This window comes from Paenibacillus sp. J22R160, from assembly GCF_059692135.1.
In genome coordinates, this window is sequence record NZ_JCAUAU010000011.1 from 170,106 (window position 1) to 186,246 (window position 16,141).

Here is a 16,141-nt window from a genome sequence, read left to right on the forward strand (position 1 = left end):
TGTTTACCTGCATGCTTCCTTGTCTATTAATCAAAAGCTATTAAATTCCCGCACTTATCTCTCGAGGCTGACGGCGCTTCATATTGGCGATCATGACACCAGCCAGGATCAGAATTCCCCCGCCTATTTGAGCGGCTCGAATCGGATCGCCCAGCAGGAAGAAACTTACGATGATCGCGATAAATGGCGGGATATTCATAAACATCGCGCTAGTGGACGGCCCAACGACAGCGATGCCTTGGTTCCACCAAAAGCCAGCCAAGCCTTGGCCAATGACGGCTACGCTGATCAGCAATAGCCAGGTCAACATGTGATGGCTCGCATGAAGATGACCTTGAAGCGCTTCAACCGCAACGGCAGGTGACATTAGAATAGTCCCAATAACCGTTGAATATATCGTCACCTCATAGGAGGTCATACCGTTCGTTAGTTTGCGAATGAACAATAGGCTGATCGACATGCCCAGCATGGCCAGCAGCAAGTACACATCGCCTTTAGAAATTCCAAGTGTCTTCCCTCCGTACAGAACAATACACACAACGCCAACTAGAGCGACGACAGATCCAGTAAGCTTAAGCAACGTGACTTCTTCTTTCAGAAACAAGCGCGATAACAGCAGCGTAGCAATGGGTGAAAGCGCAATAATGAGCGCGGCGTTACCCGCTGTTGAATGCTGCAGTCCAGTAAAATAAAACAACTGGTTGAATAAAGTCCCAAAAATCCCGGCAAACAGGAGAAGTCCCCACTCTCGCGAGGTTGGACGTCTGATCGATTTGTTAATGACCGCTACAGAAATTAAGAACAGTGACATAACAACGAGTCGTGCGAATGATAAAAAAATGGGTGAAAAGTCTCGCAGCAAATAGGCGCTTGCAACATAATTAAAGCCCCATAGCAACGACACTCCCCAAAGCTTCCATAAAACATTACGTTCTGGCATCTCTCTTGAATCTCCTTAAACTCTAAATCATATTTGATTATTGCGTATAGCAAACAGATCATTAAAAAGATATTCGCTTGGATTTCTGCAATTCCTCCTCAAAACATAAAAGCCGGACATGGAAAATCCCATGCCCGTTTCATCACTTCACAATGCCTAATACAAAACCATCGTATCCTTTACTGCCGACCGTCTGAATGGCCGTTGCCGAGATCTTGGGTTCATCTGCCAACAGATCATAAAACTGCCTCACTCCCTGAACACGGGGATCTTCGCTGACCTCATTAATGACCTCGCCGTCACGGATCACATTATCTCCAATAATGACAGTCCCAGGATGCGAAAAATGCAGCGCCCATTTTAAATAATTAGGATTATTGGGTTTGTCGGCATCAATGAATATGAGATCAAAAGGTTCAACGCCCTCATTGTCCAATTGAGCTAATTGTTCTAAAGCATCTCCTACGCGAAGCTCGACAAGTTCACTCAACTGAGCATGGGATATGTTCGCCTCCGCCACTTGGGCATGAACCGGATCTAGTTCCAATGTAACTAGTTTCCCTTCTGAAGGCAGTGCCCTCGCCAACCAAATGGTACTGTAGCCGCCTAAAGTACCGATCTCCAAGATCCGTTTGGCACCTTTCATTTGAGCTAACAAGTTCAAAAGCTTTCCTTGAGTAGGTGAAACATCATATGCGGGCAGCCCGGCATGTTGGTTCGCCGCCAAGGCTTTTTCCAAAACAGAGTCATGTGGAATCAGGCGTTCTGTAATATACTGATCTACTTTCTCCCATGTGTTTATTGCATGCATAGGTATCACTCCTCTTTGTTTCTACCTTCTGACTTCATTATAAACCGATTCTAATTATATAAATAATATATCTTTATGTTAGAATCATAATTACAATATATGAATTAAAAGCAAAGGGAGCCTTACAAATGAATCTACATGCATTACGCTTATTTCATACTGTCGCAACAACCGGAAGTGTGACACGCGCTTCCGAATTATTAAATATAAGTCAACCTGCCATTACCGCTCAGATAAAAAAATTCGAAAAGGAATTGGAGCTTCCCCTGCTGAAACCTCTGGGAAGAGGAATTGCCCTAACGGATGCCGGCGAAGAACTTGCTCTACTTGCAAAAAGACTTTTCGCGGTTGAACAGCAAATCGAACAATTCGCTCACAATTACCGCAGCGGCACGAACGGAAGTATTCGGTTAGCCGCGACCTATTTACCCGCTCACTTCCTCATACCCACTTGGATAGCAAAGTTTAAGCAGCAATATGAACAAGTGGAAATGATCATTAACACGACCAATTCCAACGGTGCCTTGCAACAGCTTTTAAATGTGGAGGTTGATATCGCGATTTATGGGGGAATAGCCGAGTCATATCCGGACACCATTCTGACAGAAGAATTGTTTCAGGACGAGTTATGGTTTGTAGTCGCCCCTAATCACAAATATGCCAATCAGCAGGTTTCTCTGTCCGAAATGATGAAAGAACCTTTTGTCATGCGTGAAGAAGGCAGTTCAACTCGCGAGCGATTGCTGTCATTGTGCCGCACCTATCACTCTGCCGTTCCCGCCATTTCTTTGCAATTTAATGGACTGCATGAGGCTATTACTGCCGTTATTGCCGGATATGGCGCAAACTTCGTGTCTTCTCTCGTTGTACGCGAATATGTAAATCGTGGAGAGCTGTCCAGAGTTTATGTGGAAGGGATCCATCTCAAGAATACAATCGCTATTTGTACACGCAAAAATGAATCCTTATCTGCTTCCACAAACAATCTCATCCAGATGATCCGTCAAAACCCTTATAACAAATCGTTCTTGTAATCAGCTAGGGATAAGTCCTCCTAGACTATAATCATGACACCATTCGTTAACTTTAGTGTACCAATGATTCCCCAATTGCAGCCCGATAAATAATATTTATAACTGAATAATCCGGCTATTCGCAGCCCTTCGTTTTCAGTTCTACTTCTCCACTTCCCCTGTCTGCCTCTCGAAAGCTTCTGTACTCTTCCCTGAGAAATATGGAACCATCAGCGCGCAGACAAGCGCCAGCATAATTAATACAATGAACGCTCCTCCGCGAATTTCTTTTACCGATAAAGCCATGATTAGCAAAAGTATTCTGGAAGCATTCAAAAAGCATTCCCGCCACAAGAAAATTCGAGCTTGCTGTACAGCCGTTTGCTTAGCAATAATTCGGAACTGCCTCGTGTTCCACACCGTCCCAAAATAAAACATCCCGATTGTCGTTAAAATATTGGAAATGATGAGGATTGGCGCTTTAGGCAAGAGCGGCAGAAGAATGCCGACTGATAGAAAAATCATCCCGATGGCGAGCCAAACCCCTTCACGTGTCTTCAGCCTTCTATACAACATCATAGCCCCGATGGCGAAACAAGCATAAAGTACATTAAGCATAGCAATGACCAATTTATCTTCCGATACCGAAAAGGTAAACACCAACGCAAACAGCACTTGAAATTGCAAAAATATACCTGCCGCCAGCAGAGACGGAACCATCCATCGCAGCGCACTGGTCGCAAAGACGAGCCGAAATTGTATACCGCGAAATAAACGCTCGGACTCACCCGACAGGGTAATGGAAGGAATATAGAACGAAACGACCAGCAACAAGGCTACAAACACGAACATTAGTAAAAAGGAGCCCGAGTATCCGATCCATTTGATAATGAGCGCAAAGGCAATCGGATTAATAATAGATACGAGCTGATTGATGATCGTGGCGATTGAAAAATACTGCTCGAAATCCTTCCCTTTCCCATATACACTCAAGGTAATGTTCTGCGTTGCGGCATAAAATCCCCACATGACGCCGATCGGAATGGCGATAATGGTGATCCAGAGTAACCTATTTTCCAGCTCTAGCACCGATAATAGAAGAAATACGACACCGCCGCAGACCGCATTCGTACGAATCAGCACACGTGTCGTATAGTTGGTTAACAATCTAGAACCCACCGCAAACGCGAATGTCCATGTGATAAACATGATGAGATTGAACCAAACCACTTCAGAGATATTGTTGTTCTTCTCCCAAATAAATAAATTGACGAAAATACCAATGTAGTTAAATATGACTGTTGATGCTGCATTCATGAGCAGCAATCGTTTCATTTGACCGCTAATTTGCATTCCTTTCAGCCGCCTTCTCGAGTGTTCATGGACATCCTTTACAATTCGATTATGGCAAATTGATTTCCTGCATAAATGGACCATAGGTTACCTTTGCGATTTATGAAGTGGAGATGTGTGTTACGCAGTAGTATGCGATGTAAGGAGAATGTTAAACTATTAAACAAAGGGGTGAAGATCTATGACGGATTTACTGGATGCTGCATTGCTGCTATTGAAAATAGATAAGAAAGAAATCTCCGTTCTAGGCGAAGGATTCGAAAGCATTGTGATTGAGCAGCAAGATGGAACAATCTTTAGGATTGCCAAAACAGTTGAAACCGCTCGTCAATATACGAAAGAGTTTCAGCTGTTGCCTCAAATTCAAGATTCACTGGATGTTGACATTCCGCTGCCTATTTCGAACAGATATGATCCGTCCATCATCCCTTTGGGAATCATGAGTTACAAAAAATTGCAGGGAACTCCGCTGCATCCTGACCGACTCTCGCCAGACAAGCTGCCTGTTATTGCCAAGCAGCTAGCGAATTTTATTAGCCATTTACATCAAATACCTGTCCATACGTTGCTTTCACATTGTCCGCAAGAAGTAAACAACAAGAACCACATGAGGGAATTGCGTGCAAATACACAAGATCTATTAAAACAAGCTTTAACGGGGAGCGAGCAGCAAAAGTTGACTTCCTGGTGGGAAGAAGCGTTGGAAGATGAAACGTTTTATACGCACCCCAATGTTTTGTGCCACGGAGATTTATGGTATGCAAATATTTTAACCGATGACTTATGTGCACAAATAACGGGGGTTATTGACTTTAGTGCGATGCACATTGGAGATCCTGCCAAAGATTTGGCAACGCAAAGTTATATGGGCGAGGACTTTTATCATCTGCTGTTTGGAGAGTATGAACGCGCTTTTCCAGAAGATACAACCATCGAACGTCGGGTTAAAAGACATCAAGGGCTGCGAGAAATAAGCGGTCTCTTACACGCACTTCGCTATGATCCATCTGAAATCGAAGAGGCCGTGTCGAAAATAAAATCTGTGATCCTCAAGTAAATAGCAAAAAGCAGCGCAAGGGATGCGCCGCTTAAGACTTAAATATTCATCATCGGTTGTTTGGAAGAGCTCACACCTCTGAATTTAATATAACTCGTAATGCGCCAAGTCGCGATATATCCGAAGGTAACGAGGTTGCACATAAAACTAAGTGTGCTTGGATCGATTGATGTTATAGTCGCTACGACAAGGAAACGCAGTGCAAAGATCACAATGAGCAGCACGAAGACCGTTTTGTTACGCTTAATAAAAGTGTTGCCACTGTCTCGCACTTCAAAGTTAGTCGTTAGGATCAGGGGCAGCGAAACAACCATACCGATCAATAGGGCAATAATGACTTGCTCCTCACGGATATGCAAGGATGGATCGAATAACTGCATAAATGAAGTTGAAATATATAAGATTGGCAGCAGCAGGCTTATTCCTGATTTTTTTAGCGGTTTATTCATGCCACTTAATTGTCCACGCAAGATGAAAAAGAAAATCAAAGCTGAAATCATCATCGATACTGTTGCATTCATAATTTGAACACTCCCTTAAAGGATTTATTATCTTCATTATCGCCTTTAAGGGAGTCTTGCAAAAGTGAAGCAAGTCACCGGTTCGAGATGACAATTGTCATATTCTCACCTTCGGCAGTGTACGAATAACAATTTCCCCCACCAGGAGCAGCACGATGATCGAACTGTATACACTAATCGTATAGCTGTCCGCATAGGACAACCCGAACCCCTTATGGAAGAACGAAGTTAGCAGATGAATGGAGAAATTCGTATAAACAAATGTGTAACTTCTGATCATCCACTTCCGATGTTGGTCCACTTGCTTTTTCCTAATTTTCACAATTGCCATGAAGGTCATGAGCAACCATATAATATTCAACAAATTAAAAGCCATACTGCTGATCTTCCCGCCGGTTGCATAGGGTGCCATGTAACCAGACGTGAGGTCAACGATCATGACGGATACCACATACAAATAACCATTCAACCGGTGGAACCTGCGGTATTTCTTAAAGATCCAGGAAGAGAAATTCATCGCACCCGCGATCATCGCCAAGCAGGCAAATGCGACATGCACGTGCATCACCTTCAGCCAGACAGCGACATTTAAAGCTTTTTTAAGCTCTATTTTACGGCTTAGGAATCCTGTTGCCCGAGTATCAAGAACGAAATTGGCGTAAATTACATACACAATTAAAACAATTGTAACGAGCACCATTAGTAGATAAGCATTTTTTCTATTGAGCATTTCTATAACCTTTCACCATGTAAGCCATTATGCCATTGTACCATTTCTCAAGCATCAATCTAGTTGGAGAATGGATTGAATGACGGACTGCACATCTTCTGAATTTCTGATTACAAAAAGATGATCTGCCTCATCTTCTGTTGGGTTAGCAATGCCCGCTTTATGAGATTCAGCCTGTTGCCGAATCAGTACTTCCTCGAACGTTGAAGCACTCCTGAATATAGCTTTACTGCGCTTACTTTCCACGACTCGGGCCTGAAGGATAGGATCTGGAATATCAAAATGAACAAGGACACTCACGAATCCTTGATTGCGGAAATGTGCTAGTAGGTCTAATCGACCTTTGCGAGAGCGATTGGAGTTGCACAGAATGAGATGCACATCGGTCTGATTAACCGCATAATTGACGATTGTTTGAGTGATGGCATACTTAATTGTATTTGGTCCTTGCTTGGGAAGCAAAGTTTTGTAGTGCGTGTTGATGAACTCTGCCTGATTATCTTGGTCTATCACCAGGGAGTTGGGCAGCTGTTGTTCTAAACTTTTGGCAAATGTCGTTTTGCCGCTGTGGGTTTTGCCAACCGTTATTATCACTAATCTTATCATGTAGGCAGCTCCATTCTTTTAAGTAATCTATAGTTCACCATTATGATCCAAAAACCTTCTTCTCTTCATTTTCAAGCAAAAAAAGACCCCCAGCGCGCGCTAGGAGTCTTATCTTTAATCCTTATGGAAGCACATTGCCTGCTGCACGGAAAATCTCATACCATTCTTGGCGTGTCAAATGAACATCAGCCGCTTTACAGCAATCCAGTAAGCGATTAATATTCATCGTGCCAGTAACCGGCTGCATCCGAGCTGGGTGGCGTAATAACCATGCGATGGCGATCGTGGTATTGCTCACTTCGTATTTTTCCGCGATCTCATCGATTTTCAGATTCAGCTCGGGGAACTTGTCGTTGTCAAGGAATACGCCTTCGAAGAATCCGTATTGGAAAGGAGACCACGGCTGAATGGTGATATCGTTCAGTCTGCAGTAATCAAGCACGTTGCCGTCACGGTTCACTGCGGAATCATTCAGCATATTCACATTCATGCCATTGGAAATCATCGTGGAGTTCGTGATGCTTAATTGCAATTGATTGGCTACAAGCGGCTGCTTGACCGATTTCTTCAATAATTGAATTTGCATCGGAGTCTGGTTGGAAACACCGAAATGTCTAACTTTCCCTGAGCTCTCAAGAAGATCAAAAGCCTCGGCGACCTCTTCCGGTTCTACTAAAGCATCTGGACGATGCAGAAGCAGAATGTCCAAATAATCGGTTTTGAGGCGCTTCAGAATAGCGTCTACGGATTCCAAAATATGTTCTTTCGAGAAATCGAACATACCTTTGCGAATGCCGCATTTGGATTGCAGAATGATTTTCTCACGAATATCATCGTTCATATGAATGGCCTCGGAGAAAATCTCTTCACAAGTGCCCCCACCGTAAATATCTGCATGGTCAAAGAAATTGGCTCCTGCATCCAGCGCTGACTGGACGAAGCGCTCAGCCTCATTTTTTTCCAATGAATTAATCCTCATACAGCCTACGGCGATAACCGGAACTTCTAAGTTGCTTGTACCAAGTTTCATCGTTCTCATTGTGCTAAACATCCTCCTTCAAGGCTTGTAACTTGTTCATTCATTTATGTAACACTATCATTGTCACACATTCGCCCAGTAGTTTTCAAGAAATGCTGTTACTAATTAATTTTAAGTAATTGTAAGTTCTACTCCGGCTTCCTTGAGCGCCTCGCTTAATTCTTGATTAGGCGTCTGATCCGTGACAATACGGTTAACAGCATTCAGATTCGCGAATGAAAACAAATCCTGTTTACCGAACTTGGAATGATCCGTCACCATCACGGTTTCGGCTGCCTGATTTATGACAAGACGCTTAATCTCAGCCTCGTACATATTGGAATTGCTATAGCCATGCTTTGCTGTTACACCGGTCGTACCAATAAAAGCCTTGTTGAACGCCATTTTGGCCAACGCTTCAACGGCTACGGGTCCTACTAATGTCGAGGTTTGGTCCAGCAGCATGCCGCCGATAACGATCGTCGAAATCTGCTTGCCCTGAAGCTCTGACGCTATATTCAGCGCATGGGTAACAACCGTAATAGGCAAGTTCGGCTGTATAAATCTCGCAACCTGCAGGGTTGTCGAGCCTCCGTCGAGGAAGATGGCATCGCCCGGCTGAATCAGTTGCGCTGCTTGCTGGCCGATCCGCTTCTTCTCTTCCATATGAACGCCGGTTCGCTCATGCAAAGCAATATCATGACCGACGAATATCGCGCCGCCGAACGTACGCTTGATGTGGCCCCACTGCTCCAGCTTCTCCATATCTCTGCGCAGGGTCATCTCCGTAACGTCGAACATCTCTTTCAATTCGGCAATTTTCACTTCACCTTGAACAGCCATGTGATCCAAAATAAGCTGCTGTCGATGATTAAATGGGTTGTGCATGTCAAAGCCTCCGTATTCTTCCTCTACTCATCTTCTTCCATCCGTGGCGTCCGTACAATGCGGGGATCTGTGAATAGGTCATACTCGTCTCTGCTCGTGCTAGAAAATTCCGAAATGACCGCTCCATCCTCTCCAGCTTGAAACCAGTGCTTGATCCCAGGGTATATCGTATACTGCTCACCAGGATGCAATTCTATTTCGTGAAAAACCGAATAGTAAGCTTCACTTCCTACAGGGATTATCGCTTTCAGGCTTATGGCCGCTTCTCCCTCCACATACAGAAAAACCTTACCGGATCGGCAGCGGAACGTCTCCATTTTGCCGGGATCCTCACCTACAGGTGGATGTAAATGCTCTGGACAGGTTTGCCGTGGAAAAAGAACCAGTTCTTTGGCGCAATAACGATCGGTATTGACATAAGTGACTAGCTCAAGCCCTTGTACTTCCAATTGATCGAGTCCGAAACCAGCCACTTCAATATGTCGAGTTTCCTCCACCGTCAAAACAATACCGCTTTCTTTCAGTATTTGTGCAGCCCGCGCCTGCGCTTGGCTGATCTCACTTCTTTTCATCAATTACCTGCTCCCTTCGGCTATCTTGTGATTCGGTCCGATCCAAATCTGCTGTTCATTCATTGCCCAATTCGGCAAATCCAGCTTCATTTCACGCAGTTTCCATCCCTTATTTATCCGTTCCCAAACTGTAGTACCATGGGGAATGCCGCTGACAGCATCCGCCTGCTCCACATTAAAAGCGCCAACACCAACGGCAGTCTGAAGTGCCTTTTCAAGCTCCAACCCTTGCAATAAACCGTATATAAAACCCGCAATTGTACAATCTCCAGCTCCTGTAGTACCTACAACGTCAACTTGAAAACACGAAGCAATCATTTCGCTATCCAGCCAATTGGCTTGCAGCTCCTTCGAAAGCCAGCAATGTCCGATCGCAGATAAGCGAGTGACATCCTTGGTGGTACGCACGTATAGGCCGTGTTCTCCCAGCTTCAAGCCAACAATGGCGGCTCCCATGTCCAGCAGCTCTTCAGCAAGCTCAGAAAGAAAATCCCCTGTAGCATAAGTGAGTAAATCCCCGGAGCCAGACTCTTTCGTCCATGTTTCGTACCGATCCCGATGCAGCATATAAACAATTTCCTCAAAACTAGGCAGACATACATCCACATACGGCAGAGCTCCGGTTAAAATAGTGCGCCAATCCGCACCGCCAGCCTCCGTCTCCGGGTCAGGTTTCGCCAAATCAAGAGATACCGTCAATCCTTGTTCCTTGACCTTTTTTAATAACAAGATCAGCTCTGCCCCGTTGTTCTTATACATGCTGCGCATGAGAGGCGGGTACCCGAAATGAAATAAGCGAGCACCCTGCAGCTGCTCAATCCTAAGATCATCGGCGGAGTAGGTATCGTTTGCCCCTGTCGCATGCAGAAAAATCCGATCCGTCTGTGGGGGACTAATCACAATGGAGTAGGAGCTGCTTGCATCCGGAGTTATGATCATGCCCTCAGTTAACGTCGGACTGTACGTGGCCAGAATCGAAAGAATCGTTTCGCCAAATAAGTCTTTGCCCACTTTCCCCATCAAACTGACTTTGCAGCCAAGCTGATGCAGGGCAATTCCTGTATTGGATACTGCGCCTCCTGTCGAGACAACGGCTTTGCCGACATCCACAAGCTTTCCGGGAACGAACAACTCATCCATTCTTGAAGGTTTACCGTGAATCGTGGGAATAATATCCAAACAAATATGTCCGGCTACAATCACTTCCGCTTGACTCCCGCTCAAGATTAGTTCCTCCAGTCGATGACCATCGTTTGACCTGTTCGATTCGATTCCAAGGCAGCGGTAAAAATAACGTGGCTGCTGCCCGCTTCCTCTGGTGTGACGCAGTGGAAAGGCTGACGAGGAGACGGATGATTAACCAGCTCATCGCAAAAGGCAGCCCACATCTGAAGAATTGAATCGGAGAAGCCGAATTCAAATATGCCTCCCGTTATCGTGCTATACGCTGACTTATAAGGCGAATCCACGATATGCCATGCTTGAACTCCGCCCGGTGTATAGGGCAAATAGGCTACCTGCTTCGGATTTTTCGTCGAAAATTCGGCCGAGAATTCGGTCCCTGTGATACGGATGAACCAGGTGTTGGTGTGGCCTGGCGCTATCCGTTTCATCGACAGCACCATTGGAAACTGCTGGTTCTCTGTTCGAACTTCACAGGCGAGTATCGCGTTGTCCCATGTCTCACACGGCACCATGTTCCCTTGTCCGTCGGGACGATTCGGCACTATGTTCGATAATAGAGCCCTCACAGTTTGGGGTTTCCAGCCGAAACGCATCGGCAGATGCAGCACATGCATGCCCAAATCGCCCATGCATCCATATTCACCGTTCGCAGCGATTCTTCGCTTCCAGTTAATAGGCTTGGCTGGGTCCAGATCGCTGGAGTGCCAAAAGCCTGCCTCTACTTCGATGATTTTACCGAATTTACCATTCTCCGCCCAGGCCACAAGCTGCTGAGCTCCAGGGAAAAACGGAAATTCCGATGAGCATCTCACGATCACATCCGGGTGATCCGCAATGGCTTGCTGAATGCGCTCATTAGCTTCTTGGTCGATGCCGAACGGCTTTTCGCCTAACAAATGTTTGCCGGACTTGATAATATCGATATAAATTTGAGCGTGCAGGTTATGCGGAACCGCGCAATAGATGGCATCCACCTTCGGATTCGCGAGCAGCTCTTTATAATCCGTGCAAGCCGTTTCCACGCTGGGTACATGCTCTTGAAACCACGCCGTTGCTGCAGGATTGGCGTCACAGACGGCTACGATGCTTGGGGCAAAATCAACTTCAGTCAAATGACACCACCGAGCCGCGGCACTCGCAAATTCTTTGCCCATGAGCCCGCAGCCGATCACACCGAAGCGAATGATTGTTTGAGCCATGCAGACATTCTCCTTTAATAACATTATCTAGCGGGTTAACTGTGCTAGTGATTGTTCGGCGGTTGCTCCATGGTGAACAATGGACATCAAGGCTTTGGTCATGCCTGCAGGATTCGGATGTTGGACGACGTTGCGGCCGTATACGATGCCTGAAGCACCTTGTTTCATCAGCTCAACCGTCCGCGCCATAATCTCTTCATCGCTTGCCCGGCCGCCTCCGCGTACAAGTACAGGAATCCCGGAAGCAATTTCGATTACCCGGGCATATTCCTCCACATGGTCGCAAGGATCTGCTTTGATGACATCCGCGCCTAGCTCAACCGCTTGTCTGACGAGGGGAACAATTTTGTCAATATCCCCATCGACCATGTAGCCGCCCTTGTCCGCGTTCGCCATCATGACAAGTGGTTCTACCATCAAAGGCATCGCGTACTTCTCACACGCCGTTTTGAGGAGGGAGATGTTTTTCACACATTGGTGATGAAGTTCTGGCTGATTCGGTAAAAGCAGTAAATTGGCACAAACGGATACGGCATCCATCCGAACAGCTTGTTCAATCGCATTGTGTATGAGTTCACTGAATAAGTAATGAGGCAGCACGTTTCCATAGACATTAGCTGCATCGGCACGCAGAACTAGCCCCGGTTTCTGGCTTCCTGGAATCGATTGGAGATGCCGCGCTTGACCGATGCTGAGCTGAATACAATTCGGGCCAGCGTCTACGATTGTCTCGATCGCCTTCTTCACATTCTCGATGCCGGATAAAAACGTAATTTCATTGAAAAATCCGTGATCAATAGCGACATCAAAACATTTTCCCTGCTCGCTGAACATACGATTCAATCTTGGTTTTAGAAAAGACATCCTCATGATTCACTCCTTTTGAATGTTATTTTATAACGCATAATGTTCGTTTACAACATTTTATTTTCTGTTTAAACAAAAAAAGAGCAGCAATATGCTGCTCCACTCTGAACTTGCCTGCATCACTTCTCACAGGCAACGCCGTCATTATCCCTATCAAGTTTAGAACTGTATCCAGGTTGACCTCTTTTGATATTATAAGCACCGGCAGCCTTGGCTTCCGTGCAATTGTTATAGTAAACGTTCGATTCTGCTGCGGGTGCTGGCTTCGCCGTTGGTGACGGCATGGCTGTCGGCACAGGTGTAGGCGCAGCCGTGGGGGCTGCTGATGGGGTTTGTTTGGCTTTCACGACACTTTCGTGATACCCATCCTCTTGGGCGTAGTTCTCAACACTCCAAATGTTAACTCCTTTTAGTTGCGCTGTCTTTTGTATGTCACGAAACTTATCGACATATTTGACATTTGGCGGGTAGATATAGGCCACTCTGGCGTAACCATTTTCAAGCAGCATTTCATTGAACATTTTATCCCCTATGTATAAATAGCAAAGCAACCTACCGTATTTATCCCGCTCGGATACATCTAGTTCCAGACGCACATCTTTATCATTCAACGTATCCTTTGCGAACTTAGAAGCTTCCAGAGCAAACGGTTGAACAGGCTTCTCAGGGTCTACACTCTCAGGCGTGTCCACCAGTAATAATCTTATTGTTTCTTCTTTTACTTTTCCCGATTCATTGAATGATACTTTCATGGTGTCTCCATCGACCACTCGCACGATCTTCGCCGGTATTAACTTACCGTTTGAGGCTACTGGTGTAACCGTTGGTACAGCACTTGGTGATGGCGAGGTTGCGGTACGCATCGCTGTTTCTTGCGAACATCCTGAAACAATAAAAACAGTTAATACAATTGTACCTAAAAGAAACTTTTTAAACTTTTCATGCAGCATGTGAAGACCTCCAAGTATGACTGATCTATACGACTCCGCCATTATAACAAATAGCGGGATTAGAAAACACAGTATAGATAGAAAAAGGTTGATCCTTTGTCTTTGCAGACAATTGGGACCAACCCTTGATAAGGTTACAACTATGTTAGGCAGCAGGCTGTGTTTTTCTCCAAGTAGACCGAAGGTACGTAATCGCGCACACGATAGCTAGAATCACAATTAGCGTAAGTCCCCAGTAAATATTGCTGTAAGCATGCGCTAAAGTGAGATTCTTCTGCCAAACAAGGGCACTTGCCGTTGCAGCAACCCCGAATGCGCCGCTGAAAAATTGCAGAAGCTGGAATAACCCAAGTCCAGATGCGATCTGTGAAGGAAGAAGCAATCTCGACATTTCATTGGAAATACTGCTGGTTAAGATCGAATAGCTTATGCTCATTAACATGTAGATGAACATGATCGAGTAAAATGAGATGCCCTCGAACAAGGCGAAAAGGATCACGGATGCCAGTAGGAGTAGTGGCATATAACGAATGAGTGAGCTATTGCCGCGTGAATCAATGATACGACCAACTTGACGGGAAATGATCATCGCTAGCGCTGAACCAGGGAAAATCACCAAACCTGCTTGAATCGCACTTAAGTGATACTGTTTAACAAGAATTTGCGGCATAAGGAACAAGGTTGCGAAACTGCACAAATACGCGGCCACTCCCACAGCGCCCAAAATAAGAAATGAACGATTCGCAAATAACGACGGAAGGATGAAGGGATCTTTTGCAGATCGAATGCGCACAATAAAGAGTACTATCGAGATCAGCCCGGCTAGGAGTGCTATGATCGAATGGTTCGTTAAGAATAAAAGAAGTCCTGTAGTACCTACACCAATGAATAGTGCGCCTAATGCATCGAATGAACCCTTACGTGGTTCTTCTTTGGGAATGAACTTCATATAAAGAGGCACGAGCACCAAAGTTACAGCCGTTATGACAAACAAAAGATGCCAGCCTAGATATTCAACGATAAATCCGCCTACAACAGGGCCGAAGCCGAGTCCAAATGCGACCGAAGACATGATCATCGCCATGGATTTCCCTCTACGTTCCAATGGAATGTAACGGGATAAAAGCACAAGCGACAGTGCTGGAATTGCACCTGCTCCGGAGGCTTGAAGAATGCGGACAATGAGCAGAACGGCAAAGCTGTTGCTGAATAATCCCATTATGCCCCCAAGGCTTAGCGACAAGATTCCGATAATGAATAGTCTTCGTATGGGAACAAAATCGGCTAGCCTACTATACGTAATGGATGAGATCGCGAATACAATGGAGTAACCAGTTACGATCCAGGACGTGGATGCAGCTGTGAGTTGGAACGCTTTGGCCACAGCTGGTAATGCTAAGTTAAACATCATCGTGTTCATGATGACGAGTACAATCGTTATCCCGAGCAGAAAGATAACGACTCCTTCTTTCTTGATACCACTCTCTTGAGCTTTGTTTGTATCCTGTATCTTATGCATGGCGTTTCTTCGCGCCTCCCCATTCAATAATAATTCGATACTTATCGAACAATAGAAGAATAATAACATGAGATATGATATAATACAATCATAATCCCGCAATAATTGAGGGGGCTCTAGAATGAAACATTTACATCATCCAGATATAGCTGACATTCATTTGTCCACCGTCTTATATGCCTTAAGTGATCCTATACGCTTATATGTCGTCTCCGAACTTAACACATTGAAAGAGCAAGCTTGCGGTGATTTCCAAGTACCTGTTGTAAAATCAACTATGTCTCATCATGCTCGGACTTTAAGAGAGGCTGGCCTTGTGAATATTCGCGTACATGGCACTCAGCGGCTTGTTTCACTGAGAACAGAGGATTTAGAAACGCGATTCCCTGGGTTGCTTACCTCTATTCTTTCTGCTTATGATGCTTCGGATGAGAAAAAGCGGATCTTTTGTCCAGCGCAAGGATGACTGCCGCTGGGGAACTGAGTGGGCGGCTGATGGAGAGCTGGTGGAACTGGAGGGTAGCTGGCGGAGAACTTGAGGACAGATCGAGCGGGCAACTGCTGGACGGCTGGTCGATAACTGGTGGACAGATCGAGCAGACAACTGCTGGACGGCTGGTCGATAACTGGTGGGCGGCTCCGACTACTAGTAAATAACGCCGAATTCTCCAGCTATTTTCCGCTGCTGATCCACTTTTGCTCAGTTAACTGGAATTCCTACCGCTAATCCGGTCAAATCTCGGAAATCTCGCACGCTGAGGCCGATTTAGATGGAGTTTCTGGCGCTATTTCATTCACCGAGGTAGCGTCAAGAAGTTTGTGTAAGCTTGTAGAAGTATCCATCAAGACATAATCAAAATTATATTAATTGAATTTTCAGTCTTTTACCTTCGTGTGGGCGAAGCCCACGCG

The 16,141-nt window shown here is 45.4% G+C and carries 18 protein-coding genes; 4 read left to right on the top strand and 14 right to left on the bottom strand.

What is annotated here, in order from left to right; all coding sequences use genetic code 11:
- Positions 1 to 40: 40 nt before the first annotated feature.
- Together AC58UW_RS21310 and AC58UW_RS21315 are read right to left on the bottom strand one after the other, a co-directional pair.
- Positions 41 to 940 (bottom strand): DMT family transporter, encoded by a 900-nt coding sequence (locus tag AC58UW_RS21310; protein WP_497422614.1) that lies wholly within the window; start codon positions 938 to 940, stop codon positions 41 to 43.
- Positions 941 to 1,082: 142 nt separating this feature from the next.
- Complete coding sequence (locus AC58UW_RS21315) at positions 1,083 to 1,751, bottom strand: O-methyltransferase (protein WP_497422615.1); 669 nt, start codon at positions 1,749 to 1,751, stop codon at positions 1,083 to 1,085.
- Between the two features lie 128 nt (positions 1,752 to 1,879).
- Here AC58UW_RS21315 and AC58UW_RS21320 point away from each other — a divergent pair, with 128 nt between their 5' ends.
- Complete coding sequence (locus tag AC58UW_RS21320) at positions 1,880 to 2,785, top strand: LysR substrate-binding domain-containing protein (RefSeq protein WP_497422616.1); 906 nt, start codon at positions 1,880 to 1,882, stop codon at positions 2,783 to 2,785.
- Between the two features lie 141 nt (positions 2,786 to 2,926).
- Here AC58UW_RS21320 and AC58UW_RS21325 read toward each other — a convergent pair whose 3' ends face one another.
- Complete coding sequence (locus AC58UW_RS21325; protein ID WP_497422617.1) at positions 2,927 to 4,117, bottom strand: MFS transporter; 1,191 nt, start codon at positions 4,115 to 4,117, stop codon at positions 2,927 to 2,929.
- Positions 4,118 to 4,298: 181 nt separating this feature from the next.
- On the opposite strand from AC58UW_RS21325, the gene AC58UW_RS21330 reads away from it, so the two are divergent.
- Positions 4,299 to 5,174: a phosphotransferase family protein gene (locus AC58UW_RS21330; protein ID WP_497422618.1), complete on the top strand. Its 876-nt coding sequence runs from the start codon at positions 4,299 to 4,301 to the stop codon at positions 5,172 to 5,174.
- A gap of 38 nt (positions 5,175 to 5,212) precedes the next feature.
- On the opposite strand, the gene AC58UW_RS21335 is transcribed toward AC58UW_RS21330, so the two are convergent.
- The 11 genes from AC58UW_RS21335 to AC58UW_RS21385 form a co-directional block, all read right to left on the bottom strand.
- Positions 5,213 to 5,695 carry a CcdC protein domain-containing protein gene (locus tag AC58UW_RS21335; protein WP_497422619.1) on the bottom strand — a complete coding sequence of 161 codons (483 nt, stop codon included), beginning with the start codon at positions 5,693 to 5,695 and terminating at the stop codon, positions 5,213 to 5,215.
- 97 nt (positions 5,696 to 5,792) lie between these two features.
- Positions 5,793 to 6,425, bottom strand: a complete 633-nt coding sequence (locus AC58UW_RS21340; protein WP_497422620.1) for a DUF2306 domain-containing protein — start codon at positions 6,423 to 6,425, stop codon at positions 5,793 to 5,795.
- A 54-nt stretch (positions 6,426 to 6,479) separates the two neighbouring features.
- Positions 6,480 to 7,031 (bottom strand): ATP-binding protein, encoded by a 552-nt coding sequence (locus AC58UW_RS21345; RefSeq protein ID WP_497422621.1) that lies wholly within the window; start codon positions 7,029 to 7,031, stop codon positions 6,480 to 6,482.
- A gap of 121 nt (positions 7,032 to 7,152) precedes the next feature.
- Complete coding sequence (locus AC58UW_RS21350; RefSeq protein ID WP_497422622.1) at positions 7,153 to 8,070, bottom strand: aldo/keto reductase; 918 nt, start codon at positions 8,068 to 8,070, stop codon at positions 7,153 to 7,155.
- Positions 8,071 to 8,181: 111 nt separating this feature from the next.
- Positions 8,182 to 8,937 carry a DeoR/GlpR family DNA-binding transcription regulator gene (locus AC58UW_RS21355; protein ID WP_497422623.1) on the bottom strand — a complete coding sequence of 252 codons (756 nt, stop codon included), beginning with the start codon at positions 8,935 to 8,937 and terminating at the stop codon, positions 8,182 to 8,184.
- 23 nt (positions 8,938 to 8,960) lie between these two features.
- Positions 8,961 to 9,509 carry a D-lyxose/D-mannose family sugar isomerase gene (locus AC58UW_RS21360; protein WP_497422624.1) on the bottom strand — a complete coding sequence of 183 codons (549 nt, stop codon included), beginning with the start codon at positions 9,507 to 9,509 and terminating at the stop codon, positions 8,961 to 8,963.
- 3 nt (positions 9,510 to 9,512) lie between these two features.
- On the bottom strand, positions 9,513 to 10,733 hold the full coding sequence (locus AC58UW_RS21365) for a carbohydrate kinase family protein (RefSeq protein ID WP_497422625.1): 1,221 nt from the start codon (positions 10,731 to 10,733) through the stop codon (positions 9,513 to 9,515).
- A gap of 2 nt (positions 10,734 to 10,735) precedes the next feature.
- Complete coding sequence (locus AC58UW_RS21370) at positions 10,736 to 11,893, bottom strand: Gfo/Idh/MocA family protein (RefSeq protein ID WP_497422626.1); 1,158 nt, start codon at positions 11,891 to 11,893, stop codon at positions 10,736 to 10,738.
- A 27-nt stretch (positions 11,894 to 11,920) separates the two neighbouring features.
- Complete coding sequence (locus AC58UW_RS21375; protein ID WP_497422627.1) at positions 11,921 to 12,757, bottom strand: class I fructose-bisphosphate aldolase; 837 nt, start codon at positions 12,755 to 12,757, stop codon at positions 11,921 to 11,923.
- Between the two features lie 122 nt (positions 12,758 to 12,879).
- Complete coding sequence (locus AC58UW_RS21380) at positions 12,880 to 13,710, bottom strand: thermonuclease family protein (protein ID WP_497422628.1); 831 nt, start codon at positions 13,708 to 13,710, stop codon at positions 12,880 to 12,882.
- A gap of 145 nt (positions 13,711 to 13,855) precedes the next feature.
- Positions 13,856 to 15,229: an MFS transporter gene (locus AC58UW_RS21385; protein ID WP_497422629.1), complete on the bottom strand. Its 1,374-nt coding sequence runs from the start codon at positions 15,227 to 15,229 to the stop codon at positions 13,856 to 13,858.
- A 121-nt stretch (positions 15,230 to 15,350) separates the two neighbouring features.
- On the opposite strand from AC58UW_RS21385, the gene AC58UW_RS21390 reads away from it, so the two are divergent.
- Positions 15,351 to 15,695 (top strand): ArsR/SmtB family transcription factor, encoded by a 345-nt coding sequence (locus AC58UW_RS21390; protein WP_497422630.1) that lies wholly within the window; start codon positions 15,351 to 15,353, stop codon positions 15,693 to 15,695.
- Entirely contained in the window at positions 15,692 to 15,886 is a 195-nt protein-coding gene (locus AC58UW_RS21395; protein ID WP_497422631.1) for a hypothetical protein, read from the top strand. Before AC58UW_RS21390 ends, AC58UW_RS21395 begins: the two co-directional genes overlap by 4 nt.
- The last annotated feature ends 255 nt before the right edge of the window (positions 15,887 to 16,141 follow it).

Excerpts from the sequence above, each read along its gene's own strand:
- AC58UW_RS21310 (WP_497422614.1), bottom strand. The coding sequence starts at position 940 with ATGCCAGAACGTAATGTTTTATGGAAGCTTTGGGGAGTGTCGTTGCTA.
- AC58UW_RS21315 (WP_497422615.1), bottom strand. The coding sequence starts at position 1,751 with ATGCATGCAATAAACACATGGGAGAAAGTAGATCAGTATATTACAGAA.
- AC58UW_RS21320 (WP_497422616.1), top strand. The coding sequence starts at position 1,880 with ATGAATCTACATGCATTACGCTTATTTCATACTGTCGCAACAACCGGA.
- AC58UW_RS21325 (WP_497422617.1), bottom strand. The coding sequence starts at position 4,117 with ATGCAAATTAGCGGTCAAATGAAACGATTGCTGCTCATGAATGCAGCA.
- AC58UW_RS21330 (WP_497422618.1), top strand. The coding sequence starts at position 4,299 with ATGACGGATTTACTGGATGCTGCATTGCTGCTATTGAAAATAGATAAG.
- AC58UW_RS21335 (WP_497422619.1), bottom strand. The coding sequence starts at position 5,695 with ATGAATGCAACAGTATCGATGATGATTTCAGCTTTGATTTTCTTTTTC.
- AC58UW_RS21340 (WP_497422620.1), bottom strand. The coding sequence starts at position 6,425 with ATGCTCAATAGAAAAAATGCTTATCTACTAATGGTGCTCGTTACAATT.
- AC58UW_RS21345 (WP_497422621.1), bottom strand. The coding sequence starts at position 7,031 with ATGATAAGATTAGTGATAATAACGGTTGGCAAAACCCACAGCGGCAAA.
- AC58UW_RS21350 (WP_497422622.1), bottom strand. The coding sequence starts at position 8,070 with ATGAGAACGATGAAACTTGGTACAAGCAACTTAGAAGTTCCGGTTATC.
- AC58UW_RS21355 (WP_497422623.1), bottom strand. The coding sequence starts at position 8,937 with ATGCACAACCCATTTAATCATCGACAGCAGCTTATTTTGGATCACATG.
- AC58UW_RS21360 (WP_497422624.1), bottom strand. The coding sequence starts at position 9,509 with ATGAAAAGAAGTGAGATCAGCCAAGCGCAGGCGCGGGCTGCACAAATA.
- AC58UW_RS21370 (WP_497422626.1), bottom strand. The coding sequence starts at position 11,893 with ATGGCTCAAACAATCATTCGCTTCGGTGTGATCGGCTGCGGGCTCATG.
- AC58UW_RS21375 (WP_497422627.1), bottom strand. The coding sequence starts at position 12,757 with ATGTCTTTTCTAAAACCAAGATTGAATCGTATGTTCAGCGAGCAGGGA.
- AC58UW_RS21380 (WP_497422628.1), bottom strand. The coding sequence starts at position 13,710 with ATGCTGCATGAAAAGTTTAAAAAGTTTCTTTTAGGTACAATTGTATTA.
- AC58UW_RS21385 (WP_497422629.1), bottom strand. The coding sequence starts at position 15,229 with ATGCATAAGATACAGGATACAAACAAAGCTCAAGAGAGTGGTATCAAG.
- AC58UW_RS21390 (WP_497422630.1), top strand. The coding sequence starts at position 15,351 with ATGAAACATTTACATCATCCAGATATAGCTGACATTCATTTGTCCACC.
- AC58UW_RS21395 (WP_497422631.1), top strand. The coding sequence starts at position 15,692 with ATGACTGCCGCTGGGGAACTGAGTGGGCGGCTGATGGAGAGCTGGTGG.